27 protein-coding genes and 2 pseudogenes are annotated in these 24,013 nt (G+C 70.5%); 13 read left to right on the top strand and 16 right to left on the bottom strand.

Annotation, left to right across the window (positions count from 1 at the left end; genetic code table 11):
* Positions 1-18: 18 nt before the first annotated feature.
* Positions 19-1,200: an epoxide hydrolase family protein gene (locus tag ACIBLA_RS24095; protein ID WP_363241097.1), complete on the bottom strand. Its 1,182-nt coding sequence runs from the start codon at positions 1,198-1,200 to the stop codon at positions 19-21.
* A 55-nt stretch (positions 1,201-1,255) separates the two neighbouring features.
* Between ACIBLA_RS24095 and ACIBLA_RS24090 the strand changes: the two genes are divergently transcribed.
* On the top strand, positions 1,256-2,020 hold the full coding sequence (locus ACIBLA_RS24090; protein ID WP_363241096.1) for a GNAT family N-acetyltransferase: 765 nt from the start codon (positions 1,256-1,258) through the stop codon (positions 2,018-2,020).
* Here the strand turns inward: ACIBLA_RS24090 and ACIBLA_RS24085 are convergent.
* A complete protein-coding gene (locus tag ACIBLA_RS24085; RefSeq protein ID WP_363241095.1) occupies positions 1,999-2,499 on the bottom strand; it encodes a GNAT family N-acetyltransferase in 501 nt (166 codons plus the stop codon). The two genes, ACIBLA_RS24090 and ACIBLA_RS24085, sit on opposite strands and share 22 nt — an antisense overlap.
* Before the next feature lie 229 nt (positions 2,500-2,728).
* Here ACIBLA_RS24085 and ACIBLA_RS24080 point away from each other — a divergent pair, with 229 nt between their 5' ends.
* Together ACIBLA_RS24080 and ACIBLA_RS24075 are read left to right on the top strand one after the other, a co-directional pair.
* On the top strand, positions 2,729-3,052 hold the full coding sequence (locus ACIBLA_RS24080) for a cytidine deaminase family protein (protein ID WP_399199824.1): 324 nt from the start codon (positions 2,729-2,731) through the stop codon (positions 3,050-3,052).
* Positions 3,052-3,966 carry an aminoglycoside phosphotransferase family protein gene (locus ACIBLA_RS24075; RefSeq protein WP_363241092.1) on the top strand — a complete coding sequence of 305 codons (915 nt, stop codon included), beginning with the start codon at positions 3,052-3,054 and terminating at the stop codon, positions 3,964-3,966. The genes ACIBLA_RS24080 and ACIBLA_RS24075 overlap by 1 nt, the downstream gene beginning before the upstream one ends.
* Here ACIBLA_RS24075 and ACIBLA_RS24070 read toward each other — a convergent pair.
* Positions 3,945-4,409, bottom strand: a complete 465-nt coding sequence (locus ACIBLA_RS24070; RefSeq protein WP_363241091.1) for a pyridoxamine 5'-phosphate oxidase family protein — start codon at positions 4,407-4,409, stop codon at positions 3,945-3,947. The genes ACIBLA_RS24075 and ACIBLA_RS24070 overlap by 22 nt on opposite strands.
* Positions 4,406-5,242: an NAD(P)H-binding protein gene (locus ACIBLA_RS24065; RefSeq protein WP_363241089.1), complete on the bottom strand. Its 837-nt coding sequence runs from the start codon at positions 5,240-5,242 to the stop codon at positions 4,406-4,408. The genes ACIBLA_RS24070 and ACIBLA_RS24065 overlap by 4 nt, the downstream gene beginning before the upstream one ends.
* Positions 5,243-5,324: 82 nt before the next feature.
* On the opposite strand from ACIBLA_RS24065, the gene ACIBLA_RS24060 reads away from it, so the two are divergent.
* Positions 5,325-6,293 carry a cupin domain-containing protein gene (locus tag ACIBLA_RS24060; RefSeq protein ID WP_399199823.1) on the top strand — a complete coding sequence of 323 codons (969 nt, stop codon included), beginning with the start codon at positions 5,325-5,327 and terminating at the stop codon, positions 6,291-6,293.
* A gap of 75 nt (positions 6,294-6,368) precedes the next feature.
* Here ACIBLA_RS24060 and ACIBLA_RS24055 read toward each other — a convergent pair whose 3' ends face one another.
* The 3 genes from ACIBLA_RS24055 to ACIBLA_RS24045 are packed head-to-tail and all read right to left on the bottom strand — an operon-like array spanning position 6,369 to position 9,228.
* A complete protein-coding gene (locus ACIBLA_RS24055) occupies positions 6,369-6,905 on the bottom strand; it encodes a GNAT family N-acetyltransferase (protein WP_363241087.1) in 537 nt (178 codons plus the stop codon).
* 22 nt (positions 6,906-6,927) lie between these two features.
* Positions 6,928-8,439 carry a carboxylesterase/lipase family protein gene (locus ACIBLA_RS24050; RefSeq protein WP_399199822.1) on the bottom strand — a complete coding sequence of 504 codons (1,512 nt, stop codon included), beginning with the start codon at positions 8,437-8,439 and terminating at the stop codon, positions 6,928-6,930.
* A 9-nt stretch (positions 8,440-8,448) separates the two neighbouring features.
* A complete protein-coding gene (locus ACIBLA_RS24045; protein WP_363241085.1) occupies positions 8,449-9,228 on the bottom strand; it encodes a TetR/AcrR family transcriptional regulator in 780 nt (259 codons plus the stop codon).
* A gap of 118 nt (positions 9,229-9,346) precedes the next feature.
* Between ACIBLA_RS24045 and ACIBLA_RS24040 the strand changes: the two genes are divergently transcribed.
* The 6 genes and pseudogenes from ACIBLA_RS24040 to ACIBLA_RS24015 all read left to right on the top strand — a co-directional run.
* Complete coding sequence (locus ACIBLA_RS24040) at positions 9,347-10,291, top strand: ATP-binding cassette domain-containing protein (protein WP_399199821.1); 945 nt, start codon at positions 9,347-9,349, stop codon at positions 10,289-10,291.
* A 10-nt stretch (positions 10,292-10,301) separates the two neighbouring features.
* Positions 10,302-11,072, top strand: a complete 771-nt coding sequence (locus ACIBLA_RS24035) for an ABC transporter permease (protein ID WP_399199873.1) — start codon at positions 10,302-10,304, stop codon at positions 11,070-11,072.
* Positions 11,073-11,465: 393 nt separating this feature from the next.
* Positions 11,466-11,744, top strand: a complete 279-nt coding sequence (locus ACIBLA_RS24030; RefSeq protein WP_399199820.1) for a hypothetical protein — start codon at positions 11,466-11,468, stop codon at positions 11,742-11,744.
* A gap of 9 nt (positions 11,745-11,753) precedes the next feature.
* Positions 11,754-11,867, top strand: a pseudogene (locus ACIBLA_RS24025) (hypothetical protein); the annotation flags it as partial.
* Positions 11,827-12,111, top strand: coding sequence for a hypothetical protein (locus tag ACIBLA_RS24020; protein WP_399199872.1), 285 nt, complete (start codon positions 11,827-11,829; stop codon positions 12,109-12,111). The pseudogene ACIBLA_RS24025 and the gene ACIBLA_RS24020, both read left to right, overlap by 41 nt.
* Before the next feature lie 107 nt (positions 12,112-12,218).
* A pseudogene (locus ACIBLA_RS24015) lies at positions 12,219-12,341 on the top strand (IS5/IS1182 family transposase); the annotation flags it as partial.
* On the opposite strand, the gene ACIBLA_RS24010 reads toward ACIBLA_RS24015, so the two are convergent.
* Positions 12,338-13,615 carry a hypothetical protein gene (locus tag ACIBLA_RS24010; RefSeq protein ID WP_399199819.1) on the bottom strand — a complete coding sequence of 426 codons (1,278 nt, stop codon included), beginning with the start codon at positions 13,613-13,615 and terminating at the stop codon, positions 12,338-12,340. The pseudogene ACIBLA_RS24015 and the gene ACIBLA_RS24010 overlap by 4 nt on opposite strands.
* 522 nt (positions 13,616-14,137) lie before the next feature.
* Here ACIBLA_RS24010 and ACIBLA_RS24005 point away from each other — a divergent pair.
* Entirely contained in the window at positions 14,138-14,656 is a 519-nt protein-coding gene (locus tag ACIBLA_RS24005; protein WP_399199818.1) for a DUF4913 domain-containing protein, read from the top strand.
* Between the two features lie 899 nt (positions 14,657-15,555).
* On the opposite strand, the gene ACIBLA_RS24000 is transcribed toward ACIBLA_RS24005, so the two are convergent.
* Both ACIBLA_RS24000 and ACIBLA_RS23995 read right to left on the bottom strand, forming a co-directional pair.
* Positions 15,556-16,296 carry an HAD family hydrolase gene (locus tag ACIBLA_RS24000; protein WP_399199817.1) on the bottom strand — a complete coding sequence of 247 codons (741 nt, stop codon included), beginning with the start codon at positions 16,294-16,296 and terminating at the stop codon, positions 15,556-15,558.
* A gap of 2 nt (positions 16,297-16,298) precedes the next feature.
* Positions 16,299-17,261: a winged helix-turn-helix domain-containing protein gene (locus ACIBLA_RS23995; RefSeq protein WP_363241081.1), complete on the bottom strand. Its 963-nt coding sequence runs from the start codon at positions 17,259-17,261 to the stop codon at positions 16,299-16,301.
* A 208-nt stretch (positions 17,262-17,469) separates the two neighbouring features.
* On the opposite strand from ACIBLA_RS23995, the gene ACIBLA_RS23990 reads away from it, so the two are divergent.
* On the top strand, positions 17,470-17,661 hold the full coding sequence (locus ACIBLA_RS23990; protein WP_363241079.1) for a hypothetical protein: 192 nt from the start codon (positions 17,470-17,472) through the stop codon (positions 17,659-17,661).
* A gap of 28 nt (positions 17,662-17,689) precedes the next feature.
* Here ACIBLA_RS23990 and ACIBLA_RS23985 read toward each other — a convergent pair whose 3' ends face one another.
* The 3 genes from ACIBLA_RS23985 to ACIBLA_RS23975 form a co-directional block, all read right to left on the bottom strand.
* Positions 17,690-18,937 (bottom strand): GNAT family N-acetyltransferase, encoded by a 1,248-nt coding sequence (locus ACIBLA_RS23985; protein ID WP_363241078.1) that lies wholly within the window; start codon positions 18,935-18,937, stop codon positions 17,690-17,692.
* Between the two features lie 75 nt (positions 18,938-19,012).
* Positions 19,013-20,065, bottom strand: coding sequence for an asparaginase (locus tag ACIBLA_RS23980; RefSeq protein ID WP_399199816.1), 1,053 nt, complete (start codon positions 20,063-20,065; stop codon positions 19,013-19,015).
* 46 nt (positions 20,066-20,111) lie between these two features.
* Positions 20,112-20,714: an ABC transporter substrate-binding protein gene (locus ACIBLA_RS23975; protein WP_363241075.1), complete on the bottom strand. Its 603-nt coding sequence runs from the start codon at positions 20,712-20,714 to the stop codon at positions 20,112-20,114.
* A 125-nt stretch (positions 20,715-20,839) separates the two neighbouring features.
* On the opposite strand from ACIBLA_RS23975, the gene dtd reads away from it, so the two are divergent.
* Positions 20,840-21,277, top strand: a complete 438-nt coding sequence (dtd, locus tag ACIBLA_RS23970; RefSeq protein ID WP_399199815.1) for a D-aminoacyl-tRNA deacylase — start codon at positions 20,840-20,842, stop codon at positions 21,275-21,277.
* A gap of 39 nt (positions 21,278-21,316) precedes the next feature.
* Here the strand turns inward: dtd and ACIBLA_RS23965 are convergent, their stop codons facing one another.
* From ACIBLA_RS23965 to ACIBLA_RS23955, 3 genes are all read right to left on the bottom strand, one after another.
* Complete coding sequence (locus tag ACIBLA_RS23965; RefSeq protein ID WP_399199814.1) at positions 21,317-22,297, bottom strand: YgfZ/GcvT domain-containing protein; 981 nt, start codon at positions 22,295-22,297, stop codon at positions 21,317-21,319.
* Between the two features lie 211 nt (positions 22,298-22,508).
* The gene (locus ACIBLA_RS23960) at positions 22,509-23,306 is read right to left on the bottom strand and encodes a cupredoxin family copper-binding protein (protein ID WP_399199813.1); all 798 of its coding nucleotides are present in this window, start codon (positions 23,304-23,306) and stop codon (positions 22,509-22,511) included.
* Positions 23,303-23,872: a hypothetical protein gene (locus ACIBLA_RS23955; protein ID WP_399199812.1), complete on the bottom strand. Its 570-nt coding sequence runs from the start codon at positions 23,870-23,872 to the stop codon at positions 23,303-23,305. Before ACIBLA_RS23955 ends, ACIBLA_RS23960 begins: the two co-directional genes overlap by 4 nt.
* Positions 23,873-24,013 lie beyond the last annotated feature (141 nt).

The raw sequence follows: 24,013 nt of genomic DNA, 5'->3' as shown, positions 1-24,013 counted from the left end.
TGGACGACCGCCTTCCCGTCAGCCCCGTCCCCCGAGCGCGCGGAAGAACGCCCGTACGTCCGCCACCAGCAGCTCCGGCACCTCCATCGCCGCGAAGTGGCCGCCCCGGTCGTAGGAGGTCCATCGCGTGATGTTGTTCGTCCGGTCCGCGATATGGCGCAGCGGGATGAAGTTGTCGTGCGCGAAGTCGGCCAGCGCGGTCGGGACCGGGGACGGGTCGGGCGGCGAACCCCAGTAGGCGGCGTGCGCCCGCTCGTAGTAGATGCGGGCGGACGAGCCGGCGGTGCCGGTCAGCCAGTACAGCATCACGTTCGTGAGCAGCCGGTCGCGGTCGACGGCGCCGTACGGGCGACCGTCCGTCGTGTCGGCCCATTCGTGGAACTTCTCCGCGATCCAGGCCAGTTGACCGACCGGCGAGTCCGTCAGGCCGTACGCCAGGGTCTGCGGGCGCGTCGACTGGATGTCGGCGTACCCCTGGCGGTCGCGGGCGAACTCCCGCCCCCGCTCCCAGGACGCCCGCGTGCGCCGGCGCTCGTCCGGGCTCAACGGGGCCAGTTCGGCCTCGGTCGGCTCATGGGTCTGGCCGCCGCCCGGCAGCAGATTGAGGTGTACGCCGACGACCTCGCCGGGCCGGATTCGGCCCAGCTCACGGGAGATGGCCGCTCCCCAGTCGCCGCCCTGCGTGCCGTACCGCTCGTAGCCGAGACGTTCCATCAGTACGCCGAACGCGGCGGCGACCCGCCGGAACTCCCAGCCCGTCTCGCGCGTGGGCCCGGAGAGCCCGAAGCCGGGAATGCCCGGCAGCACCAGATGGAACGCGTCGGCGGGGTCGCCGCCGTGCGCGCGGGGGTCGGTGAGCGGGCCGGCCACGTCCGCGAACTCGACGATCGAGCCGGGCCAGCCGTGCGTCATGATGAGCGGCGTCGCGTCCGGTTCCGGCGAGCGGATGTGCGCGAAGTGGATGTTCGCCCCGTCGATCGTGGTGGTGAACTGCGGCCACCGGTTCAGCTCCGCCTCCGCGGCCCGCCAGTCGTACCCGTGCCGCCAGTGGTGCGCCAGCGCCCGGAGTTGGTCGAGCGGAATGCCGTACGCCCAGCCCGCCCCCGGCAGTTCGTCGGGCCAGCGGGTGCGGTCGAGGCGGTCGTGGAGATCGTCCAGGTCACGTTGCGGGATGTTGATACGGAACGGTTCGGTGCTCATGTCCGCGATGCTAAGTCGGTCGCGTGACGACGCTGTTCCGTCCTACCGTCACCGCATGGACCACCAGAGCGGCAGGGCCTCGGCAGTGACCCACGCACGGACGCTGTGGACCGAACTCGCCGGTGTCCCGGCCGGGTTCACCACCCCCAGTAGCGTTGTGGTCGCGCCCGGGTCGCTGCTCTGTCCGCCGGGGTGGGCCGGGATCGTACGGATCGGGGACGCCGCCCTGGCCACCGCGCCGGACGCGCGGACCGCCGAGGCGCTGGGGCGGGCGGTGGGGAAGCTGTCGTACGCGGAGCTGGTCGATCCGGTCCGGCTCGGCGAGGCACTGAGCGGCGGTACGGCCCCGGTGCTCGACGTGCTGGGGCCCGCCGCCCTCTTCTACGGAGGTCAGGGCCGGGGCCGGGACGCGTTCGTGCCCGCGTTTCCCGGCGCGGCGGGCGTCACCGTCGAGCGGGCGGCGAGCGACGCCCCCGCGCTGACCGCGCTGCTGGCCGCCGCCGGGACGGCCGACGCGGACGAGAGCGGTCTGGACGAGATCACCTCACCGGCGTTCCTGCTCCGCCGTCGCACGCACGGTGACGTCGTGGCAGCGGCCGGCTATCTGACCTGGCCGCGGTCGGTCGCCCACATGTGCGTCCTGGTCTCACCGCACCACCGGGGCCGGGGGCTGGCCCGAATCGTCGCCTCGGCGGCGGTGTCGCACGCGCTCGTCGCCGGTCTGCTGCCGCAGTGGCGGGCCCGGCCGTACGCCTCGCGGCGGGTGGCCGTGGGGCTCGGCCTCCAGGAGCTGGGTGCTCAGCTCAGCGTGCGGATGTAGGTCGTGCCGGGACGGCCGTTGAGTTCGATCGCGCCGGTGGTCACGAAACCCGCACGCGCCAGCACGGCGCGTGAGGCGGCGTTGTCGTCGGTCGTCTTCGCGCGCAGCGCCGTCAGGCCGTACGTCTCGGCGGCCAGCACGCAGACCGCGCGGACGGCTTCCGTGGCCAGGCCCTTGCCGGCCGCCTTCTCCGCGATCCGGTAGCCCAGCTCGGCCACGCCGTCCGCCACGTCGACCAGGTTGACGCGCCCGAGCACCTCGTCCGTCGCGCCGCCGTCACCGTCACAGCTCACCAGCACATGGAAGTAGCAGATTCCGGCACTCTGTTCGGTGAGCAGGTCGCCGAGCCGCTGGGCGAAATCGGTGAAGTACGAGTCACCCCGGTCGGGGATGGACGCGGCGAAGTACGCCCGGTTCTCCTGCTCGAAGGCGAGCAGTGCCGGCACATGGTCGAGGCGGAGCAGCTGAAGTCCGGGCATAACCGCACGCTACCCGGCCGTGACCGGGTCATGGCACCCGATTTCGCCCTGGACCGCACGTCAGGGGCCCGACGGGGGTGGGTGGCCGCGCCCCCGGCGCCGTATATCGGTGGGCCCGCCCCACACCCGCGAGTACCGTTCCGTCGCGTGACAGCAGACCTCGACCACGAACTCGTCGACGCGGCCACCCGCCTCGTCGTGGCCCACGCCAAGGGCGACGACCACCACCGTGGCCTGCGCCGCCCGCGACCGGGACGGCCGGATCGTCACCGGTCTGAACGTGTACCACTTCACCGGCGGTCCCTGCGCGGAGCTGGTGACCATCGGTGCGGCGGCGGCCGTCGGCGCGTACGACCTCGTCACCGTCGTGGCCGTCGGGAACGAGGGACGTGGAGTGCTGCCGCCGTGCGGGCGCTGCCGGCAGGTGCTGCTCGACTACTTCCCGCGGATCGAGGTCGTGGTGAAGACGGAGAGCGGCCTGCGGACCGTGCCGGTACGGGAGTTGCTGCCGTACGCGTACGAGCTGGCCGAGCGAGATGCCGACCCCGCGTGATGCACGCCCACGAGGTACCGACCGACGTGGCCCTCGTGCGCCGGCTGCTCGCCGCGCAGTTCCCGCAGTGGGCCGGGCTGCCCGTCGAGCCCTTCCCGTCCGGCGGCACCGTCAACGCGGTGTACCGGCTCGGCGACGACATGGCCGTACGGCTCCCCCGTATCGAGGGCGGCGTGGACGACGTGGCGAAGGAGGGCCGCTGGCTGCCCCGGCTGGCCCCGCGACTGCCCGTCCCCATCCCCGTCGTCCTCGGCGAGGGCAGACCCGCCGAGGGGTACCCGTGGCCGTGGTCGGTCAACCGCTGGCTCGACGGGGTGCACCCGGAGGCCGGGCGGCTCACCGAACCCGGTGCGCTGGCAACGGACTTGAGCGACTTCGTCCTGGCGCTGCGCCGTATCGGGACGACCGACGCGCCACCCGCCTACCGGGGCGGACCGCTGTCCGGGGAGGACGACGAGACGCGCCACGCGCTCGCACAGCTCCGGGCGCTCGGCGGGATCGTCGACACCGACGCGGCGACGGCGGCGTGGGAAGCCGCCCTGCGCGCGCCCGAGTGGGAGGGCCCGCCCGTGTGGGTCCACTCCGATCTGATGCCGGGGAATCTGCTGATCGACGGCGACAGCGGCCGGCTCTGCGGGGTCATCGACTTCGGCACCGCAGGCGTGGGCGAGCCCGCCTCCGACCTGATCCCCGCCTGGAACCTCCTCCCGGCCGGCGTACGGGACGGCTTCCGTGCCGCCCTGGACGCGGACGACGCGACCTGGGCGCGTGGTCGCGGCTGGGCACTGTCGATGGCGCTGATCCAGCTGCCGTACTACCTGCACACGAACCCGTCGATCGCGGCGAACGCGCGCCACGTGATCGCGGAGGTGCTGGCCGATCACGCGTCGCGTCACGAAGGCCGGTTCAGATAGCGGCTCACGCTCTCCGGGTGGATGACGAGCCGCACCCAGTCGGCGGCCAGCATCCCGGCCAGGGCGTCGGCGCGGGCCGGGTCGGCGAGATCCCAGTACTGGGCGGCCAGACGGGCGCAGAGGTCCTGTGCTCCGCCCGGTTCCACCGTGGTGCGTCCGGCGACCGACAGCCAGCGCTCGGTCTCACCGACCGGGGCCGCCACGACGATCGAGGCGCGGGGGTCGCGGCGCAGGCGGCGCACCTTGAGCGTGTCCGGGCCGGTGAACAGCTGGATCGTGCCCTCGGCCGTGGCCTCGAACCACACCGGCCGGGGCTGGGGCGGTACCGGGCCCCCGGCCACGGACAGGAAGCCGTGCAGGGGGCGTCGGAGGAATTCGAGGTCCTCGGCGGTCAGCGAACCGGCGTCGGCGCCGCTCGTCGGGGTGTTCGTCGGGCCGGTCATCGCCCCCACGCTCCCGCCGCCGCGGCCCGCACCGCGTACTCCTCGAAGGTCCGGGGCGCCCGGCCCAGGACGGTGGCGAGGTCATCCGTCGTCGCCGCGATCAGTCCGCGTTCCATCACGACGAACATCTCGGCGACATGGTGGGCGTCGGTCTCGCTCAAGCCCTCCTTGACCAGCGTCGCGGCGTAGTCGGCGACGGAGATCCGCCGGTACGTGAGGGGTCGCCCGGACGCTCGGGCCATCAGCTCGACGGCCTCGGCGAAGGTGATCGCGCGCGGGCCGGTCAGCTCGTAGATCCGTCCGGCGTGCCGGCCGGGCTCGCTCAGCACCGTGGTCGCGGCGTCGGCGACATCGTCCACGTCGATGAACGGCTCCGGGACCGCGTCGGCCGGGAGCGCCAACTCCCCTGCCGCCAACGGGGCGTGGAAGACGTCCTCGTCGAAGTTCTGGTTGAAGTTCGACGGCCGCAGGACGGTCCACTCCAGCGCGGAGGCGCGCACGGCGTCCTCGGCGGAGCGCATGTCCAGCCCGAACGTGGAGTCGCCCCAGGTGTCGGAGCCGTGCCCGGAGAGCAGGACCAGCCGCCGCACACCGGCGGCCTCGGCCCGTGCCACGAAGTCGTGGACCGGTCCGGGCACGGTAGGGGGTACGACGTACACGGCGGCGATGCCCCGCAGGGCCGCGTCCCAGCCGCCGGGGTCGGACCAGTCGAACCGGGTACTGCTGGATCGGGAGGCGGCGTGCACGGGAGTGCCGCGCATCCGCAGCCGGGCGGCGACCCGCCGGCCGGTCTTGCCGGTGGCGCCGAGGACGAGGGTGGTGTCGTTGCTCATGACAGCGATTCAACGGCAGCCGCTCGGACGAATCCATGGGCGAGAAGCCGGATCGCATGTGTCATCGTCTAATCTCGCTGAGATGGACGTGTTCAGTGACCTCATCCGTGGGGTGCGGGCCCACGGCTCGCTGTTCGGCAGCTCGACCCTCTCCCCGCCCTGGTCGCTGCATTTCGTGGACGGCGCGCCGCTGACGCTGTGCACCGTCCTCACCGGTGCGGGCTGGATCGTGCCGGAGGGCCGGCCGCCCGAGCCGCTTCGCGCCCGCGAGACGGTCGTCGTACGCGGCCCCGCGACGTTCACCTTCGTCGACGAGGTCGGCACCACGGCCGAACCGGTCGCGTGCGGCGAGCACTGCGCGACACCCGACCAGGGCGGCACCCGGCACCGGCTCGGCTGGCACGACGACAACAGCGGCTACCCCGGTGCCGACACCGGTGCGACGACGCTGATCGTCGGCGCGTATCCGGTGCGCGGGGAGATCAACCAACGGCTGCTGGACGCCCTGCCCGTCGTCCTGCGCGCGGGCTCCGGGGGCGCGGCCGACTCCGTGCTGGACCACCTCGCCGCCGAGGCCGCCGTCGACACACCGGGCCAGCAGGTCGTACTCGACCGGCTGTTGGACTGGATGCTGGTCTGCACGCTGCGCGAGTGGTTCGACCGGCCCGGCGGCAAACCCCCGGCCTGGTGGGCCGCCCAGCGGGACCCGGTGGTCGGCGACGCGCTGCGCCTGCTGCACGCGGAACCGGCGGCGCCGTGGACGGTCGCCGCGCTGGCCGAGCGTACGGGGGTGTCGCGTGCGACGCTGGCCAAGCGGTTCGCGGACCTGGTGGGCGAGCCGCCCCTGACCTATCTGACCCGCTGGCGCATGACGCTCGCGGCGGACCTGCTGGTCGAGCAGCGGGCCGCGACGGTCGCGGACGTGGCGCGCACCGTGGGGTACTCCGACCCGTTCGGGTTCAGCGCGGCGTTCAAACGGGTCCGCGGCACCAACCCGACCGATTTCCGCCGGGCCGCGACTGCCGCGACCACAGCGACCGCCGCGCGCTGACCAGTGGCTACCACCTCGCCTTCGGCGTCGGTGCCGGGCTGCTGGTGGCCGCGTTCGTGGTGGCGTATGAGGTGCTCAGGCCTCGTACTCGGTGAGGTCGATGGAGTGGACGGTCAGCGCGAAGCCGTGCTCCGGGTGCTTCGTCTCGCGGTCCAGGACCATGTCCAGCTTGCGCAGCACGTTCTCGGACCGCTCGTTCCCCAGCCGGTTGACGGCGACGACCCGCTCCAGGCCCCGGTCCTGGAGCGCGAACTCCAGAACGGCCTGGGCGGCCTCGGAGGCGTAACCCTGGCCCCAGAACGGAGCGCCGAGCCGCCAGCTGATCTCCACCTCGGGCAGCAGCTCGGGCAGGTCGTCGCCGGGCACGGACAGGCCCGCGAAGCCGATCAGTTCACCGGAGGCGAGCAGTTCGATCGCGAAGAGCCCGAAGCCCTCCTCGTCCCACTCCTCCTCCCAGCGCTCGATGTCCTCGGCCGTCTCGTCGAGGTCGCGGACCGAGCCGTCGCCGATCCAGCGCATGACCCGCGGGTCCGAGTTGATCTCGGCCATGGCGGCGAGGTCGTCGTCGGTCCAGCGGCGGAGGAGGAGGCGGGGCGTACGGATCTCGGTCATGCGCCCCATCCTGTCAGGGCGGTCAGGGGTGCACGCGCGCGTAGTCGGCGCTGCGCCACGCGGCGCGGAAGCCGTCGTACGTGTCCCCCTGGTCCCCCTGGTCCTCCTCGTCTCCTTCGTCCTGCGCGCCCCAGATCCGTACGGTGTCCGTCCCCCAGCCCGGCTCCCCCGTCGCGGCGAAGTCCGCCCACGCCCGCACCATGCGACGCGACAACTCGTGATCCTCGGCCGTCGGCGGGCCGCCGATGAGGAAGGCGACCTCGGGCGCGTCCAGAACGCCGAAGGTGAAGGGGATGTCGGCGCAGTGCCATGGGCGTACGACTCCGCCTTCCGTGACGCGCTTCCTGGCGAAACGGGAGAGATACGTCCTGCGGCCCGCGTGGGCGTGCCGGTCGGCGAAGCGGCTGCTGTACTCGCCGAAGGACATGTCGCCGAAGATCGCGAGATACAGGTCGAGCACCGGCGCGTCCGGGCGCAGCGCCCGGTACGCCGGTACGAGATCGCCGGGGAGCCCGAAGTCCCGTGCGAACGTGCCCAGTTCACTGTCCGTCAAGATCTTCTTGCTGCTGCCGACCGCGTCCAGCAGCCAGTACTCCTCCGTCGTATGACAGACCAGCAGATCGACATCGGCGCGGTCCGCCGGATCGACGGCAAGGGGGTCGGCGGGCAGCAGGACCCCGTCGGCGACCGGGCCGTACAGCACCGGGTCGTAGTAGCGCGGGCCCGCCGCGGGGTCGGCGCGCAGACGGTCGGCCACCCGGTCGGAGGCGCGGACCAGATCGTCCGGTGAGGCAGCCGTCAACCCGGCCGCCGTGACCGGGACTTCGGCGGCGTCCGCCACCAGGCGCGTGGTGTCGGCGGCGAGTTGGCGCGAGTAGACCGGGCCGACCAGGCTGTGGGCGACGGCGCGGTGGAACAGCCCGCGCGCCCGCTCCATCACCGTCAGACAGGCGACGGACGTCGCCCCCGCCGACTGCCCGGCGACGGTGACGTTGGCGGGGTCGCCGCCGAAGGCCGCGATGTTGTCGCGCACCCACTCCAGGGCGGCGATCTGGTCGAGCAGCCCTCGGTTGTCCGGGAAGTCGGAGCCGTCGGCGTCCGGGATGTGGCCGAAGCCCTCGAAGCCGAGCCGGTAGTTGAGGGTGACGACGACCAGTCCGGCGCGGACCAGCGCCGTACCGTCGAAGTCGGGCTGGGCGGACGACCCGAAGGTGTAGGCGCCGCCGTGAATCCAGACGAGCACGGGCCGCTTCGCCGTCCCGTTCCCGTCCGTGTTCGTCCACACGTTCAGACTCAGCACGTCCTCGTCGCCGGGCGACCACGCCGGCGCGCCCGGCAGTTCCGCGGACTGCGGCGCGACCGGCCCGAAGGCGACGCAGTCCCGCACGCCCCGCCATGCGGGCGCGGGCCGGGGCGCCTTGAAGCGGTCGGGGCCGAACGGCGGTGCGGCGTACGGGATGCCGAGCACCGCGACGACGCCGGAAGCGGTCCGACGGCCCCGTACCTGCCCGTTCACGGTCAGAAAGAGATCCACTCCCGCACCTTACGCAACACCGCTGTCCCCGCCCCGCTCCCGCACCAGCACGTCGATGCCGTCCAGCATGCGTTCCAGCCCGAACGCGAACTCGTAGTCGGGGCTCTCCGGTTCGTCGGGTACGTCCATCACCCCCGCCGCCAGCATCTCCGCGACGGCCGGGAAGCGCGCGGGGTCGGCCAGCTTCTGGATCGTGCGCCCGTATCCGGCGAGCACGTCCTCCGCCGACCTGCCGCTCGCCGTGACGGCGGCGGCCAGGTCGGCCATCAGCGTCGCCTCGTGCCGCACATAGCCGTTGACCATCAGAATCACCGACAGCTTCTCGCCCCAGTCGAGCCGGGTCCCCCCGAGTGCCACCAGCCCCCACTCCCACCAGGCCACCATCCGGGGTGTGGCGGGCGGGCTGGAGACGGGGATACGGAGCGCCCACAGGTTCTCGTTACAGATCCGGCGCATCGCCCACGCCCACTCCGCCATCGCCGTACGCCAGTCGGTACCCGGCACGGGCGGCGCCGGCGGATCGCCGATGATCGCTTCCTGCATCAGCACGTACAGCTCGTCCTTGGCCGCCACGTACCGGTACAGCGACATCGGCGAGACGCCGAGCTTCTTGGCGACGCGGCCCATCGAGACCGCGGGCAGCCCCTCGGTCGCGCCGACGGTGACGGCCGTGTCGACGATCCGCTGGAGGCTGAGCGCGGGCTTTCGCCCCTTGGTCGGGCGTTCGCGCAGTCCCCAGGCGGCCTCGATGCTGGGCGGCAGCCCCGTGCCGCCGTTGTCTTCCGTCACGTCTCCGCCTCCGCCTTCCCCCGCTCACGCTCCCGCTTGACGCCATCCTAGTTATGCGTAACCCTTACACATCAAGCGTAAGCTATACGCATAAGAGTGCGACGGAGGAGCGGCGGTCATGATCAGAGCCACCGGCCTGGAGAAGTCCTACGGACGCGGCGACGAGCGCGTGAAGGTGCTCGACGGCATCGACCTGTCCGTCGAGCGCGGCACGGTCTTCTCCCTGCTCGGCCCGAACGGCGCGGGCAAGACGACAGCCGTACGGATCCTCGCCACGCTCGCCGACGCCGACGCCGGCACGGCCACGGTGGCGGGCTACGACGTACGGACCCAGCGGCGCCAGGTGCGCCGGGCCGTGAGCCTGACCGGCCAGTTCGCCTCGGTCGACGAGAAGCAGACCGGTGAGGAGAACCTGCGCATGATGGCCCGCCTCGGCGGCCTGTCGCGCCCTGCGGCGCGCCGCCGGGCCGCGGAGCTGCTGGAGCGGTTCGATCTCACGGCCGCGGGGCGGCGGCTCGCGGGCACCTACTCGGGCGGTATGCGGCGGCGGCTCGATCTCGCCGCCGGACTGGTCGGAGAACCGGAGGTGATCTTCCTCGACGAGCCGACGACCGGGCTCGACCTGCGCAGCCGGCAAGAGCTGTGGCAGGTGGTCCGCGGTCTGTCGGCGGGTGGCTCCACGGTCTTCCTCACCACCCAGTACCTGGAGGAGGCCGACCAGTTGTCGGACCGTATCGCCGTGCTCGACGGCGGCCGGCTGGTCGCCGAGGGCACCGCGACAGAGCTGAAGGGCCGGGTCTCCGGCCACCGGCTCGACCTGGTGGCCGCCGACGCGGCGGCGTACGAACGCCTCGAACCCCTCGCCGTACACCGGTCGCCCGACACGCTCACGCTCGGCCTGCCGACGGACGGCTCGGCGACGCACGTACGGGCGCTGCTGGACGAGATCGATCCGCGACGCCGGGACGTCGTGAGCTTCGCCGTGCACAGCGCGACGCTCGACGATGTGTTCATGGCCCTGACCGGCCGCGGAAAGACCACCAAGGAGCCGACCCATGTCTGACGCCGCGACGATGTCCCCGGCCGGCCGGGCGCTGAACAACTCCCTTGTCATGACGGCCCGTTCGATCCGGCTCAGCAGCCGCAACGTGGACGCGATCTTCACCTCGCTGATGCTGCCGATCATGCTGATGCTGATCTTCGTCTATCTCTTCGGCGGCGCGATCAGGACCGGTACGGGCGAGTCGTACGTCTCCTACGTCGTGCCCGGCGTCCTGCTCCTCTGCGCCGGCTTCGGCTCCTCCGGCACGGCGGTGGGCGTCAGCGAGGACATGAAGGGCGGCATCATCGACCGGCTGCGCTCACTCGACGTCGGCGGCGCCTCGATCCTCGCCGGCCACGTCGTGTCGAGCACCGTCCGCAACGCCGTCTCGACGGTCCTGGTCCTCGCCGTGGCCCTGCTGATCGGCTTCCGCCCGTCCCCGACCCTCCCGGCCGCCCTCGCGGCGGCGGGCCTGCTGCTCGCCTTCATCGTGGCGATCTCCTGGCTGGCGGCGGCGGTGGGACTGCTCACCAAGTCCCCGGAGGCGGCGGGCGCGTTCTCGTTCTTCATGATGTTCCTGACCTACCCGAGCAGCACGTTCGCCCCGATCGACACAATGCCGGACTGGATCCACGCGTTCGCCTACAACCAGCCGGTCACCCCGGTGATCGAATCCCTCCGCGGCCTCCTCCTGGACCAGCCGGTGGGCTCGGACCCGTGGGTGGCGCTGGCCTGGTGCACGGGGATTCTGCTGGCGGCACTGGGGCTGTCGGGGCGGCTGTTCAGGAACCGTACGGCGTGAGCGAGTGCCGGTACGCGGACACGATCTGTCGGGGCGTCGGTACGGAGACGAGCCCCAGCGGCTCCCGCGCCATGTCCAGGACGCGCTGGATCCGCCGGTCCTCGTGCGCACCAGGTAGTCCGGGGTGTGTGGCCGCTCTCGGACGGCTCCGCCGAAGCGCATCCTGAACGGCTGCGAAACAACGTCCATCACCTCGCCGACGAAGTCCAGAGCGAGCAGGAACCGAGCCTCTTCCATGCTCTCCGCCCCGTGCAGACTCAACCGACCGCGTCAGCTCTTCACTGGTGGTCCGCCACGTCACAGACCACCGCGACTTTCACCCCGGGGCCAGGTCGAGCCCGGCCCGGCCACCGGAGACATCGACCGGCGCGAGCAGGCCGCCCACGAGCACCGGTGCGACCACAGCGCGTCAGCAAGCACCGCCTGGCCCAGTTCCTGCGTGATGAACTCAGGCTGGAGCTGTCCCAGGACAAGACTCTGATCACTCATGCCCGCACCGGGGCAGCGCGATTTCTCGGTTACGAGATCACGATCCAGCACAATGACACGAAGAAGACCGGCCGTTACCGACGCTTCAACGGTCAGATCGCGCTCCGTGTTCCCCGGGACGTGATCAAAGCCAAGTGCGCCCCATATCTTGCCCGCGGAAACCCGCAAAGGGAAAGGCTCTGATCAACAGCAGTGATCACGCGATCGTTGCGACGTTCCGGGCCGTTTACCGGGGGCGTAGCCCAGTACTACCTGCTTGCCGGAGATGTCTTCCGGCTGCATCGGCTGCGATGGGTCATGGAGACATCCATACTCAAGACCCTTGCGGCCAAGCACCGTTCGTCGGTGTCGAAGATGGCCGCCAAGCACAAGGGCCGAATCAACACCCCCAACGGGCCCCGAGTCTGTTTCGAGGCACGTATCGAGCGGAAGAACAGGAAACCGCTGGGCGCGCGTCATGTTGCATCGGCGTCGCAAGACGGTAGTGGCCTGCGACACTTGCCATGGCCGCATCCACTCAAAACGGCCTGCCAAATCACTCACGCAGTAGTCACTGGAGAGCCGGATGACCGGGAAACCGTCATGTCCGGTTCGGCGGGAGGTCGCGCGGAACAGGACCTGCCACGGCAGGCACCTCGCCGCGCGGCCGACCCAACCGCCTGGCTGCATGGCTTCGAACGACTCCGCATCCGCTGGGAAGCCCGAGCCGACATCCACGAAGCGTTCCTCGAGCTCGCCTGCTGCCTGATCACCCACCGCCAGGTCCACTCATTGTGTTAACGGGACGGACCGGCTGCTTTCTGCTTCCCCTTCCTCTGCACCACGTTGCTGGATTCGGCTTCGCCCCGCTGGGCACTCGCGCTGCCAGTGGCAAGGCCGGTAGAAGCGTGGGCGGCGACCTGATCGGATTGCTTCGCAAGGGCGATGTATTGCTCAGTGTATTGCTTGAGCAAACGGTCCTTTTCCGGGTTTACCTCGAACGTAGTACCGTCCGAAAGGCGCATAGTAACCGCCGACATGGACCGCTCATCGCCATTGTTATAGATGTGCTCGGCGTACTTCTCGTAGTGCGCGGGCCACTGGTGGCTGGATTCGGCTTCGGCCTGCTGGGCACTCGCGCTGCCAGTGGCAAGGCCGGTAGCGTATTCGGCGACCTGATCGGATTGCTTCGCATTGGCGATGTATTGCTCAGTGTAATACTCAAGCCAACGGTCATTTTTCGGGTCTGCCTCAACCGTAGAACCGTCCGAAAGGCGCATAGTAACCGCCGACATGGACCGCTCATCGCCATTGTTATAGATGTACTTGGCGTACGGCTCGTAGTGCACGGGCCACTCCATCACCCCCAATCCCTGTTCTTCGTCCTTCAGCTTCGCAGGATCTTTGTGTTCTTCCTGATGATGCATCGTGCTAACGCCGGTCGCCAATCCGGCCGCAAAAACTCCCGCTCCGTCGACCGTCGAGGTGACCTCGGAATCCTGAGGCCCCAATACGCCGTACCCGCCCGCCGCCCCGGCCCCTAGCCGCACAACGTCTGAGCCCACGTTGACCCAGTCGACCGGTTTACCTTTTCGGTGATTATCAAGCTCGGTTACGAGTCCCTGGGCCCCCAGGATCGCTCCGGCAAGGGTTCCCGTCGCTTTCAGGCCGAGCTTGGCCGTCTCGTTCGACGTCATGACCTGAGATCCCTGGATCAGGCTTGGAGCCGCATCGATCAAGGCCCTTATGACGCGCCGCCCGTTTTTCTTGACTTGCTGCGAGACCCACTTGCCCGCACTCTCGCTCCAGCGAGCGATCTGGCTGCTTTCGTCGATCGTAAAGAACTCTCCCGGGTTCTTCTTGTTGTCTTTGTTGCTGTTTACGACGTAAACAGCGGCAACGGCGCCCTCGTGAACCTGTGGCGCCGTCTGGGGAACCTCATCACTTGACAGCGTGAACGTATTGTTCCTGTGAAGCCGCACGGCCGTGAAGGACTCAGCGGCGCTGTGCCAGGAATCCTTACTGCTGTTCCTTGAATCAGGTGAGCCATCGCGCGGTTGTGCTGGTGTGCCCATTTCACCCTTCCTTTCGGGGGCGAGATTCTCCCTACGGAGCCTGGCGGCGGCGCCAAGTGCAGCGTCGTCGACCGGATACGTTCTCCGGTCGACGATCACTACGTTCCTGACGAGGTTTCGGTTCACCACCTTTCGGCCTCGGATCCCCGTTCTTCGCATCCGCGCTACCTCAGAGTTGACAAGATGCAGTCGTCGTCTCGTGGCCCTTCGACCAAGATCTGCTCGGTGACCAGCAGCTTTGGGGTGGTTGCCGACGGGCCGGCGGTACGAGGAGCCGGGACCACCCTGCCGGTGGTTGAGCAACGGGGAAAGGGTGTTCAGGGGGCTTGATCCGCTTCGCCGGACGTCCCAGTACAGGGTTCATCACCGGAGGCACCTCCGTCATGAAGGCCATACGGAGCGGGTGGGTATATCGCTGGAACGCCCGTTTACAGCGAGCGTGATCCGGTGAACCACATGCGGTACGTGTACGTATTGTCCCCGCATCCGAACTGAAGCCGCCGAGAGAAGGCAGGACAGCCAATGTCCACTGAGACCGTCGAAGTCTCCGCCGACAAGCGGGGCACCGCTCCCCTCGAGGAGACCGACGCGAAGACGGAAGGCGCGGCTCCCCAGGAGAAGCCCCCGAACCCACCGCAGTTCATCCTCTATCTGCGAGGGCTCGAATACGCCAGCACCCTGCGGCAGCTGACTCTGTGGGCCCACCATGTGCTGCTGCCCGTCTACGGCCGCGAGATCACTTCCACGGCCCCTTGGTGCTCCCGCTGGTGGGAACACCCGGAGGCTGTCGCCCAGATGCATGGCCTGTGGCTCGCCTGGGGTGACCTGACCGGTCCTGGGTCCGGATTGTGCGGGCCCGCGAACTGGCACCGTGACTATCTGGGACCGGTGATGAACTCCCTGCGGGACCCGATGGGACCCTTCGCCGGCTGCAAGCCCGGCGCCCACCGGGGGAAGGAGAAGCCACCCGTCGACGCCCTCGACCCGTTCGGGCCGCCTCCGGGACCGCCGCCCCCGCCTTCGCCGCACGCTCCGGCCTGACGAAGGCGCTACGGCGTCACGGACAGGCGAGACCGACTACGGTGACGGGGCTGAGCTGACCGGTCGCACCGCCGGGCTGTGCGGGCCCGCCAACTGGCACCGCGGCTATCTGGTCCCTGTGATGAACAATCTGCGGGACCCGAGGGGCCGTTCGCCGGGTGTAAGCCGAGGGCCCACCTCGCGAAGGAGTCTCCCCCTGTCGACGCCGTCGACCCCTTCGGCCCGCCGTCCCCGGAGTGACGGCGGCACCGCGGCCGCCGATCGCGTCACGCGCCATGTCCAGGACGCGCTGGATCCGCCATGCCACCGCCGACAGCCGCCGCGCGCTCGGCCCGGTGCCGTCCTCCCGGGACTCCGCCGCGAGGACCCGCGCGCCTCCAAGGCATACGGGTCGACGGAGGCCAACTGGTTGAAGAAGACGCCGAGTTGGCCGAGGTGGTGCCGGAACAGCGGTCGGCCGCCCGGCCATCCGGATCCCAGTGTCCGGCCCTCGATGAAACCTCGCAGGACGGCGTCGCCTTCGATCCGTACGACTTCGGGTATTCGGTCGATCCGGCCGTGCAGCGCCATCAGGAGGTCGCCCTCCGAGGCGAGGTCCCGACGGTCGAACCAGAGTATCCCCGGCCGGGAACCCGCAGATTGGCCCGGTCATAGCGGCCACCGAGCGCGTTCCCCTGTGGGAGCGGAATGGCGTACGCCTCGTGGTGGTAGCCCGTGAGCGGTCCTACGACCGCACGGCCTCCGCCACTCGACCCGACCGCCCGCCGACGTACGTCGGACACCGCGTCAACTGTCATACCGGGTCGGTCATGTTCGGGTGGGTCCTCGCTCCGTCCGTCGGGTTGGAGGGGCACGAAAGCGGCGCCTCTGTCCACCATCCTGCCCTCAACCAAGCGCGTTCAGCCGGGGAGCGCGGCCAGCAGCTCCCTCATCGACTCCATCACCACGGGCGCGCCCGCCGCGGCGAGAGACTCCCGTGCGGCCGGCTTGCGGTGGTAGCCGATGAAGGGCATGCCCACCGCCCGGGCCGTGGCGAGATCCGACCGGGAGTCGCCGACCATCACATGCCGCTCGGGCCCCCCCGCCGCCGGCACCATCGCCAGCCGGAGCGCGTGCGGATGAGGCTTCATCAGCCGGGTGTCCGGATCGCGGCCGATGACCGGACCGTCGAAGCTGTCGAGTACGCCCAGCCGCTCCAGGACGCGGGTGACCGCGACCGGGTGGTTGTTGGAGGCGACGGAGAGATGCCGGCCCAGTCTTCGCCACTCCCGGATGAAATCGGTGGCGCCGTCGGTCTCCGTGCCGTGTTCCGCCGCCTTCCACTCCGCGCTGTCGAGTGTGTCGCGCATCTCCAGGGCGACCCTGCGCCATGCGCCGGTGCCGGGGTGCCGGTCGTGCGCCGTCAGGATCCGATGAGGGTCCTCGACGCCCTCCAGCTCGGGCAGGACGGTGCCGTTGACCCGTGCGATGTCGAGGAGTTCGGCGGCGATGGCGGGAGCGACGCTGTCCGGCGATCCGTCGGGCCGGGCGAAGAACCGTACGACCGGCCCGTCAAGATCCAGAACGACGCATCTCGCCTCGCTGAGCAGACGCTTCAGAGCACGGTGCCGGCCGGAGGAAGCCTGCGGGAGAGAAACCACGGTCAGAAGTCCGCCTCGGTCGCCAGGTGCTCCCAGCGCGAGTCGAAGAACTTCTGCGCCCGCACCACGAAGCCCATCCGGCTGGACGCGGAACCGGAACCGGAGTCATGGCCGGAGCCCGAGCCGGGTGCGGAGTCGGCGCCCGCACGGTACGGATGCAGCAGTGAGGCCGACCCAAGACCGATCGCGTCCTTGATCGTCATCACTTCCCCGGTCTTCTCCCACATGACGTCGTGCTCCGTGATCTCGTAGAGCCCCTGAAGGGCCAGATTCCCGTTCAGGATGTACAACTTGAAGTCGGGAATCGAGGACACGACCCTGACGTCGACCGTTACCTCCGGGACGAGATTCTTGGCCTGGAGATCGAACAGCGCCTGCCGGATCTGCGACACGCTCCGGTAGAGGATGCCCTGAAGCCGCTGGAGCGGCCGGGGGTCGTCGGGATCGTCGACATTCCTCGGCACCCACAGCCTGGCGCGGGTGTCCGGCAGCATCAGACGGGCCGTGATGCTCGACGGAGCAGGCGTCGTACGGTCCTCCTGGATGCGCTGCGCCTGGTCGGAGATACGGTTCGCCAGCACCTCCGTGGTCATCGAATACACGTCGAGCGTCACCGCGCGCGCCTTGAACGCCTTGTCGAGTGACGGCCCCAGCATCACCGCGGGCACGCTCTCCGAGGCGACGGCCTCACCCTCCGCCTCCGCGGGCGCCGCACCGCCGGGCAGTCCGGGGGCCACGAACGTCCCGCTTCCGCGCCGGCTCTCGATCAGCCGCTCCTCGCGCAGCACGTCGAGCGCCTTCAGGACGGTCGACCTGGACGCGCCGAAGCGTTCCACCAGCTCCTCGTTGGTCGGAAGCCGTCCGGTCGCGCGGAAGTCGCCGCGGTTGATCGCGGCACGCAGACCGTCGGCGATCGTCGCGTACCGGTACCGGGGTTCGTCGTGACCTGACTCTCGATGCACCACCCCGCAACCGTACAACCACGGTTCAGTTGCGTGTAGATGGGTCGGACAACCTTCCGAACTCGTCCGGCCTTGCCCGACTAAAAGACATACAACTACACAAGTTTGCAATGTACTTACGAGCGGGCATGAACAATACAGTCAACTACACAAAGTTGTACGGGAGTTGATCGGCTTACTTCCCCGGCAGTCCGCCCGAAGGAGAACCGTCATGCCCCTGGTAGCCCTCGTCCTCGCCACCTTCGCCGTCGGCTTCGAACAGCTCGTCGCCTGGCACTTCGGTGCCATGGGCATCGTCGCGCTGATCCTGCTGACCATCGGGGTGAAGGCCAAGAACCCCACCTGCGCGGGCATCGGCGCGGTGATACTGGCCCTGCTGCTGATGCGACCCGGTACCGGCTGACCCCGCCCCACCCGTCGGAGCCGACCCGTCAGAAGATGTCCGGGCACCAAGGCCGTCGGGACGTGCGGAACAGCGCGTCCGTGCGCGCCGCCGCGCCCGGTGTCTCCTCCGTCACCGTGCCCAGCGCCGCCAGCCGGACCGCCGACTCGTCACCCAGGTACAGCGCCCCCAACTCCCGGACGTCCAGCGTCAGATCGGCCGACTCGGTGGTCGGCGCGCAGCTCGTGCCGGAGGGGTCGGTGTCGAGCCGGTAGCGGCCCGAGGCGAGCGACGAGCGGTCGTGGATGTCCAGCACCAGCGTGCCGGAGGCCGCGTACGTACGGGACTCAAGCGCCCGTACGGTGTCGAGGATCCGCACCCACAGGAAGTCCGCCTGCGTGACGATCCCGGCCGCGCGCGGGTCGGGGAGGAAGAACGGCAGCAGGTCGTCGGGGGCGCGGTAGCCGGTGCGGACCGTACCGATCCAGTCGACCGAGCAGACGTAACCCCACAGCGCCCGCTCCGCCGCCGTCGTCACGGCGATCGCGTCCACCACCGTCGCGGTGTTCAGCGGCTGCTTGGCATCGCCCCACACCTCGTCCGCCCGGTAGGTCAGCAGGCCCTCGACCTCACCCGACGCGGAGCGGTACAGCGCGTGGAACGGCTCGACCCACGGTGCGCCGTGCGAGGTCGCCGTGCCGGTGAAGACCCGCCACCAGCGCTCGTCGCGGCTGACCAGGCCGTGCCTCAAGGAGCGCAGCCGGTCGTGCAGTTCGGGGCCCAGCTTCCGTACCTCCGCCCCGTCGACCAGGTCGACCCGCCCGCCGTCGTCCGGCTGTCCGGACCGGCGCGGGTCCAGGCCGGCGCGGTGCACGTCGATCGACCAGTCGGTGATCCAGGCGGCCGGGCCGAAGCCGTACCGCCCGTAGATCCGGTACTCCGCCGCGATCAGCGTGGACACGACGTCGCCGCGCTCCTTCGCCTCCGCCAGACCGTCGTTGATCATGCGGCTGAGCAGCCCCCGGCGGCGGTGCGTGGCCGAGACCGTGACGTTGGAGACCGCGTCGGCCGGCAGCCGGGCGCCGCCGACGGCGGTCAGCTCCTGCGGGAAGGTGCGGTACGTCGCCACGCAGCGGCCTTCGTCGAACGCGCCCCGCGTGCGGCGCGCGTCCATGTACGTCCTGCGGTCCGCGATGTCCTCCTCGGTCACCGCGGGCGGCCTGAGGAAGCCGGTGTTCAGGGCGCGGAGCCAGTCGGGGAATTCGGATTCGCTGATCAAACGGACGTCGATGGCCATGCTCCGTACGCTAAACACAGGAGGGGCGGAAAGTCCTCCCGATTTCCCCCGACCCGCCAGCGACACAGCGCACGGTCAGAACACCGCGCGCACCTCGCCCACCTCCGCGTCGCCACCCAGCAGCGGCGCCCGCCCGATCCGGGTCACCACCGGCCCCTCGACCCCCAGCCGCCCCAACGCCCGTGCCAGCACCGGCCCGAGCGCCCGCAGACCGCCGTCGTCCACCTTGAACGCCAGCGCGCGGCCGTCCGCCAGCGCCACCGCCTGCACGGCCTCCGCGCCCATCTTCGCCAGCGCGCCCGGCACCTCACGCATCAGCCAGGTGTCGGCCCTGCGTGTGCCGGCCACATACTCCGGGTGGGCCCGCATCGCGTCCGCGACCCGACGCTCTGGGGTGCCGGGCTCGGCGATCACGAAGTGGCGGAAGGAGCGGGCGAGGCCGGTGAGGCTGATGGCCATCAGCGGGGCGCCACAGCCGTCCGTACCGACCGCCGTGACCCGCTCCCCCGACGTCTCCTCGACCACCTCGGCGACAAGCCGCTGCAATGGGTGGGACGTCTCCAGATACGTACCGAGCTGCCAGTCGTTGCGTACGCAGGCCGCCAGCATCGCCGCGTGCTTGCCCGAGCAGTTCATGGTGACCCGGTCCCTGACCCGCCCCGCCGCCAGATACGCCTCGGCCTCGACCCGGTCGAGCGGCAGGTCGGCCGGGTTCAGCAGATCGTCCGCCGTCAGTCCCGAATCGGCGAGCATCCGCTGGACGAGATCGAGGTGGAAGTCCTCGCCGGAATGGCTGGCCGCCGCCAACGCCAGCCGCTCACCGGACAGTTCGACCCCGGCGCGCAGCACGGCGGCGGCCTGGAGGGGCTTGTTGCTGGAGCGCGGGAAGACCGGCGCGGCGACGTCGCCGAGCGCGAACTCCACGCTGCCGTCGGCTGCGAGCAGCACCAGCGAGCCGCGGTGTCTGCCCTCCACGAAGCCGGACCGCACGACCTCGGCCAGGACCGGGGACACGGCGGCCGGACCGGGGCGCGGTACGGGGCCGGAGCCGACACCGGAGCCGACGTCCGAGCCGACGTCGGCGGTGATCCTGCTCGTCGTTCTGGTCGTGGTCCTGCGAGTCGTCATGAATGGGCCTTCCGGGCGCGGACCGCTCCGGAAGGCAGCCACGGCATTACGTGAGCAGGTCGTCTACTTGGGCTTCGCCTTCACGGTACCTGCGCGCGATCTCCGCGCTGCACTCGTCCGCCGTCCGCTGGAGCACCTGCCGGCGCTGCGAAACCTGCTGCTCATGACGGACAAGACGCCCCATCGCGGCGTGCAACTCCTCATCCGTACGGGCCGCGAGGTCCGACAGCTCCACCTCGGCGAGCGCTTCCGCGGCCAGCAGCCGGAACTCCTCGTTCCGCGGTGTGGAAAGAGTCACATGCCGGGCCGAGGACCGGTGCGGGGAGGGAGTGTCCGCCAGGATCTCGGACAGCCGGTCCACGACGGGCGTCTCGGGCGCCGCCCGGCGCGCCAGCTCCGCCCGCAGGATGTCGATACGACCCTGAAGCAGCCGCCGCAGATAGCTGAGGTCGGCCTCGTCGCGCGTCGCGTCCCGCCGCAGGGCGCGCAACTCGGGCAGCCGCAGGGCGTTCTCACCGCCCCGTGCCCGCTGCGCCGGAGGCCTGACCGTCGCCGCGCCGGCACCGGCTCTCCTGCCGGAGGCCGTACTGCCGATGATCGGTACAGGACCGGGCGACTGCCCGGCGCCAGATGCACCAGATGTGCTCATGCGCGCTTACTTCCCCTCGCTCCGCCTGCGTGCATCGTGCCACTCCTGCACGTGCACATGCAGGCGATCTGCACCCGTTCGGCCCTGGATGGGCGTAGGGCAGCGCCTGGATAGGGTTGGTCCGTATGCGAGCAGTGGTGCAGAGAGTCGACGGCGCGAGCGTCGCCGTGGTGACCGGGTCGGGGACCGAGACGGTCGGGCAGATCGTGGGCGAGGGGCTGTGTGTGCTGGTGGGAGTCACCCATGAGGACACGAAGGAGAAGGCGGCCCAACTGGCCCGAAAAATCTGGACACTACGGATCCTCGCGGGCGAGAGGTCCTGTTCGGAGGTGAACGCCCCGCTCCTGGTGATCTCCCAGTTCACTCTCTACGGGGACGCCCGCAAGGGCCGCCGGCCGACCTGGAACGCCGCAGCGCCGGGAGCGGTGGCCGAACCGCTGGTGGACGAGGTCGTCGCACGGCTGCGCGATCTGGGGGCGAGCGTACAGACGGGCCGGTTCGGAGCGGACATGCGCGTCTCGCTCACGAACCACGGCCCGTTCACGGTGCAGTTGGAGATGTGACCGATCCGGCGGGACTGATCCGGCAAGGGCCGGGGCGGCTCAGGCCTCCACGACCACTTCCTGTGCCGCCGCCGTGGCCCCCGCCATCAGCGCCGCGTCCAGCGGCACATTGCGCTTGACCAGGGCCAGCGCGATCGGCCCCAGCTCATGGTGGCGGGCCGACGTCGTGATGAAGCCGAGCTGGCGGCCCTCCTCGCCGTCGGCCGCGAGCCGTACGGGCGTACCGTGCCCCGGCAGCACCACCTCGCTGCCGTCCAGGTGCAGGAAGACCAGCCTGCGCGGCGGCTTCCCCAGGTTGTGGACGCGCGCCACCGTCTCCTGGCCCCGGTAGCAGCCCTTCTCCAGATGGACGGCGCTGCCGATCAGGCCCAGCTCGTGCGGGATGGTCCGGTGGTCGGTCTCGAAGCCGAGCCGGGGCCGGTGGCTCTCGATACGCAGCGCCTCGTACGCGAGGATCCCGGCCGGCGGGCCGTTGTGCAGGGCGTACGACTCCAGGTCGGCGCGCGGCAGGAAGATGTCACGGCCGTACGCCGTCTCCCGTACGACGGCACCGTCCGGCGCCTCGGCGATGGAACCGGCCGGGACATGGACGACGGCGAAGTCGTCCGTGCGGTCGGCGACCTCCACGCGGTAGAAGAACTTCATCGACTCCAGGTAGGCGATCAGCGCCTCCTGCGTGCCCGGCTCGACATGCGCCCACACCGTCTCGCCGTCGTCCACGAGATACAGCGCGTGCTCGATGTGGCCGTTCGCGGAGAGGATCAGCGCCTCGGTCGCCCGGCCGGCGGGCAGCTCGCTGACGTGCTGGGTGAGCAGCAGATGGAGCCAGCTCAGCCGGTCCTCCCCGGTGACGGTGACGACCCCGTGGTGCGAGAGGTCCACCAGGCCCTTGCCGTCGGCGAGCGCGCGTTGCTCCCGGAACAGATCGCCGTAGTGCGCGGCGACACCTTCGTCCTGACCTTCGGCGGCCACGGCACCGGGCAGGGAGAGGAGCGGGCTGGTCGTTGACTGTCGCTGCATGACAACAAGCGTACGACTTGGTGTTCTGTCCACGGAGGTTGGTGACAGTGATCACGGTGGGGTGCGTCCGGCCCGCTGCGTCGTAGCCGACGGCCGGCCCTGCTGGGCGAGGCCGGGATGGCCGACCGCTCCTCCCGGCCCCACCACCAGTCCGCGCCGGACACCGACCCGTACCGAGGGGCGGATCATCAAGGTTCACGGGGCAGTACGGCTAAGCCCTGTCCCCCTTCGGGTCTCCCGTCTCCGGTCGCGCCGCGGCCAGGCGGGAACTCACCAGGAGCAGGCAGAGGACCGAGACCCCTGCGACGGCACCGGTGAGGAGGAGCAGCGGGTTCAGCGGACGGGCTGCGCCGACCGCCTCGGTCGGCCCCGCCGCCGATACCGGATCCTGCTCCGGGTCCCGATCCGGATTCTGAGCCGTATTCTCCCCGGGAGTGGTCGGTGACGGCGAACCGGAAGCGGCGGACGAGGGCGACGCGTGCCCCGCCCCATGGCTCTTGTCCGATGAGGCGCTGGGCGCGCCGCCGGGGGCCCGGCTGGGGGTGACCGGGGCGGGGGTGGCCGTCTCATGGTTGTGCGTCGGCGCGGTGGTCGCGGGACGAGTGGTCGGTGCGGCGGGCGGCGCCTTCACGATCAGCCGGCCGGTCATACCGGGGTGCACAGTGCAGAGGTAGTCGTACGTACCCCCGTTGGCCAGGGTCCGGCTCCAGCTACCGCCCTTGTTCAGCATCGGGGAGTGGAACGCCGGTGCGCCGGACGAGTTCTTGACGTCGTGCGGCGCGGTGTCCCGGTTGGTCCAGGTGACGGTGGAGCCCGCCGGAACGGTGAGCATACGGGGGGAGAAGGCGGATCCGGACATGGCGACCTGATACCCCGCCGCGTGCGCGGGTGTGGCGGGTGCCGCGATCAGCGTGCTCGCGGCCACGACCTGGGCGGCGAGCAGGACGCGAATGAGGACGGTGGCGCGGGACCGGCGGGCGGGGGTGGTCCTTCGGGCGGGGGTGCTCACGTGAACTCCGCGGCGACGAGCAGACGCAACTGGTCTGCGGGGCGGGATCGGGGCAGGGCGAAACCGGTGGCGGCGCGCAGGAGGCGGTAGGGAACGCGCAGGGTTCCGGTGACGAGCAACCGGTCGTCGGCGTGTTCGACGACACGCAGCGCCAGGGCGGCGGGGACGGGTTTACCGCGAAGGGACAGTTCGCCAGGAAAGTTCAGACGGTCCTTGGCGTCGGTTTGTCCGGTCGGGTCAGCCGGTCCGGTCGGGTCAGCCGGTTCGGCCGGTTCGGCCGAATCGATGCGGTCGCTCGCGAAGACGAGCGGGGACCGCCGGAGTGGACCGCCACCGAGTTCGAGGCGGAGGCCGGACAGGTCGCCGGTGCCGGTGCCGGTGCCGACGACAAGTGTCGCCTCCGACGCGGTAAGACGGCGGCGCAGCGTGACGAGGGGCCCCAGACGGGCGGTGAGTTCGACGACGCAGCGGCCGGGATCGGCGGTGTACGTGCCGGGGGCCGGCAGCCGGGCCGGGATGTCGGCGGGGCGCGGATCGGTGGGAAGGGACAGGGTTTCGGCGGTCATCCGGGCACCTCTTGGGGGCAGCGGAAGGGACAATGAGTGCCGTGGGGGGGGGGGCCGCCCGGGGGCCGGGCCGCCCCCCCCCCCCCCCCCCCCCCCCCCCCCCCCCCCCCCCCGCCCCGAACAAAAACACCGGGGGGGCCC

This window comes from Streptomyces sp. NPDC050433 (genome assembly GCF_044458565.1).
Lineage (GTDB): Bacteria > Actinomycetota > Actinomycetes > Streptomycetales > Streptomycetaceae > Streptomyces.
Note: the sequence above shows the minus strand (reverse complement) of the source record. Positions and strands in the feature narration are given on the sequence as shown.

What these genes read in the sequence shown, in the direction of transcription:
- ACIBLA_RS24095 (WP_363241097.1), bottom strand. Translation starts at nt 1,200, where the DNA reads ATGAGCACCGAACCGTTCCGTATCAACATCCCGCAACGTGACCTGGAC.
- ACIBLA_RS24090 (WP_363241096.1), top strand. Translation starts at nt 1,256, where the DNA reads ATGGACCACCAGAGCGGCAGGGCCTCGGCAGTGACCCACGCACGGACG.
- ACIBLA_RS24085 (WP_363241095.1), bottom strand. Translation starts at nt 2,499, where the DNA reads ATGCCCGGACTTCAGCTGCTCCGCCTCGACCATGTGCCGGCACTGCTC.
- ACIBLA_RS24075 (WP_363241092.1), top strand. Translation starts at nt 3,052, where the DNA reads ATGCACGCCCACGAGGTACCGACCGACGTGGCCCTCGTGCGCCGGCTG.
- ACIBLA_RS24070 (WP_363241091.1), bottom strand. Translation starts at nt 4,409, where the DNA reads ATGACCGGCCCGACGAACACCCCGACGAGCGGCGCCGACGCCGGTTCG.
- ACIBLA_RS24065 (WP_363241089.1), bottom strand. Translation starts at nt 5,242, where the DNA reads ATGAGCAACGACACCACCCTCGTCCTCGGCGCCACCGGCAAGACCGGC.
- ACIBLA_RS24060 (WP_399199823.1), top strand. Translation starts at nt 5,325, where the DNA reads ATGGACGTGTTCAGTGACCTCATCCGTGGGGTGCGGGCCCACGGCTCG.
- ACIBLA_RS24055 (WP_363241087.1), bottom strand. Translation starts at nt 6,905, where the DNA reads ATGACCGAGATCCGTACGCCCCGCCTCCTCCTCCGCCGCTGGACCGAC.
- ACIBLA_RS24040 (WP_399199821.1), top strand. Translation starts at nt 9,347, where the DNA reads ATGATCAGAGCCACCGGCCTGGAGAAGTCCTACGGACGCGGCGACGAG.
- ACIBLA_RS24035 (WP_399199873.1), top strand. Translation starts at nt 10,302, where the DNA reads ATGTCCCCGGCCGGCCGGGCGCTGAACAACTCCCTTGTCATGACGGCC.
- ACIBLA_RS24020 (WP_399199872.1), top strand. Translation starts at nt 11,827, where the DNA reads ATGTCTTCCGGCTGCATCGGCTGCGATGGGTCATGGAGACATCCATAC.
- ACIBLA_RS24010 (WP_399199819.1), bottom strand. Translation starts at nt 13,615, where the DNA reads ATGGGCACACCAGCACAACCGCGCGATGGCTCACCTGATTCAAGGAAC.
- ACIBLA_RS24005 (WP_399199818.1), top strand. Translation starts at nt 14,138, where the DNA reads ATGTCCACTGAGACCGTCGAAGTCTCCGCCGACAAGCGGGGCACCGCT.
- ACIBLA_RS23990 (WP_363241079.1), top strand. Translation starts at nt 17,470, where the DNA reads ATGCCCCTGGTAGCCCTCGTCCTCGCCACCTTCGCCGTCGGCTTCGAA.
- ACIBLA_RS23985 (WP_363241078.1), bottom strand. Translation starts at nt 18,937, where the DNA reads ATGGCCATCGACGTCCGTTTGATCAGCGAATCCGAATTCCCCGACTGG.
- ACIBLA_RS23980 (WP_399199816.1), bottom strand. Translation starts at nt 20,065, where the DNA reads ATGACGACTCGCAGGACCACGACCAGAACGACGAGCAGGATCACCGCC.
- ACIBLA_RS23975 (WP_363241075.1), bottom strand. Translation starts at nt 20,714, where the DNA reads ATGAGCACATCTGGTGCATCTGGCGCCGGGCAGTCGCCCGGTCCTGTA.
- dtd (WP_399199815.1), top strand. Translation starts at nt 20,840, where the DNA reads ATGCGAGCAGTGGTGCAGAGAGTCGACGGCGCGAGCGTCGCCGTGGTG.
- ACIBLA_RS23965 (WP_399199814.1), bottom strand. Translation starts at nt 22,297, where the DNA reads ATGCAGCGACAGTCAACGACCAGCCCGCTCCTCTCCCTGCCCGGTGCC.
- ACIBLA_RS23955 (WP_399199812.1), bottom strand. Translation starts at nt 23,872, where the DNA reads ATGACCGCCGAAACCCTGTCCCTTCCCACCGATCCGCGCCCCGCCGAC.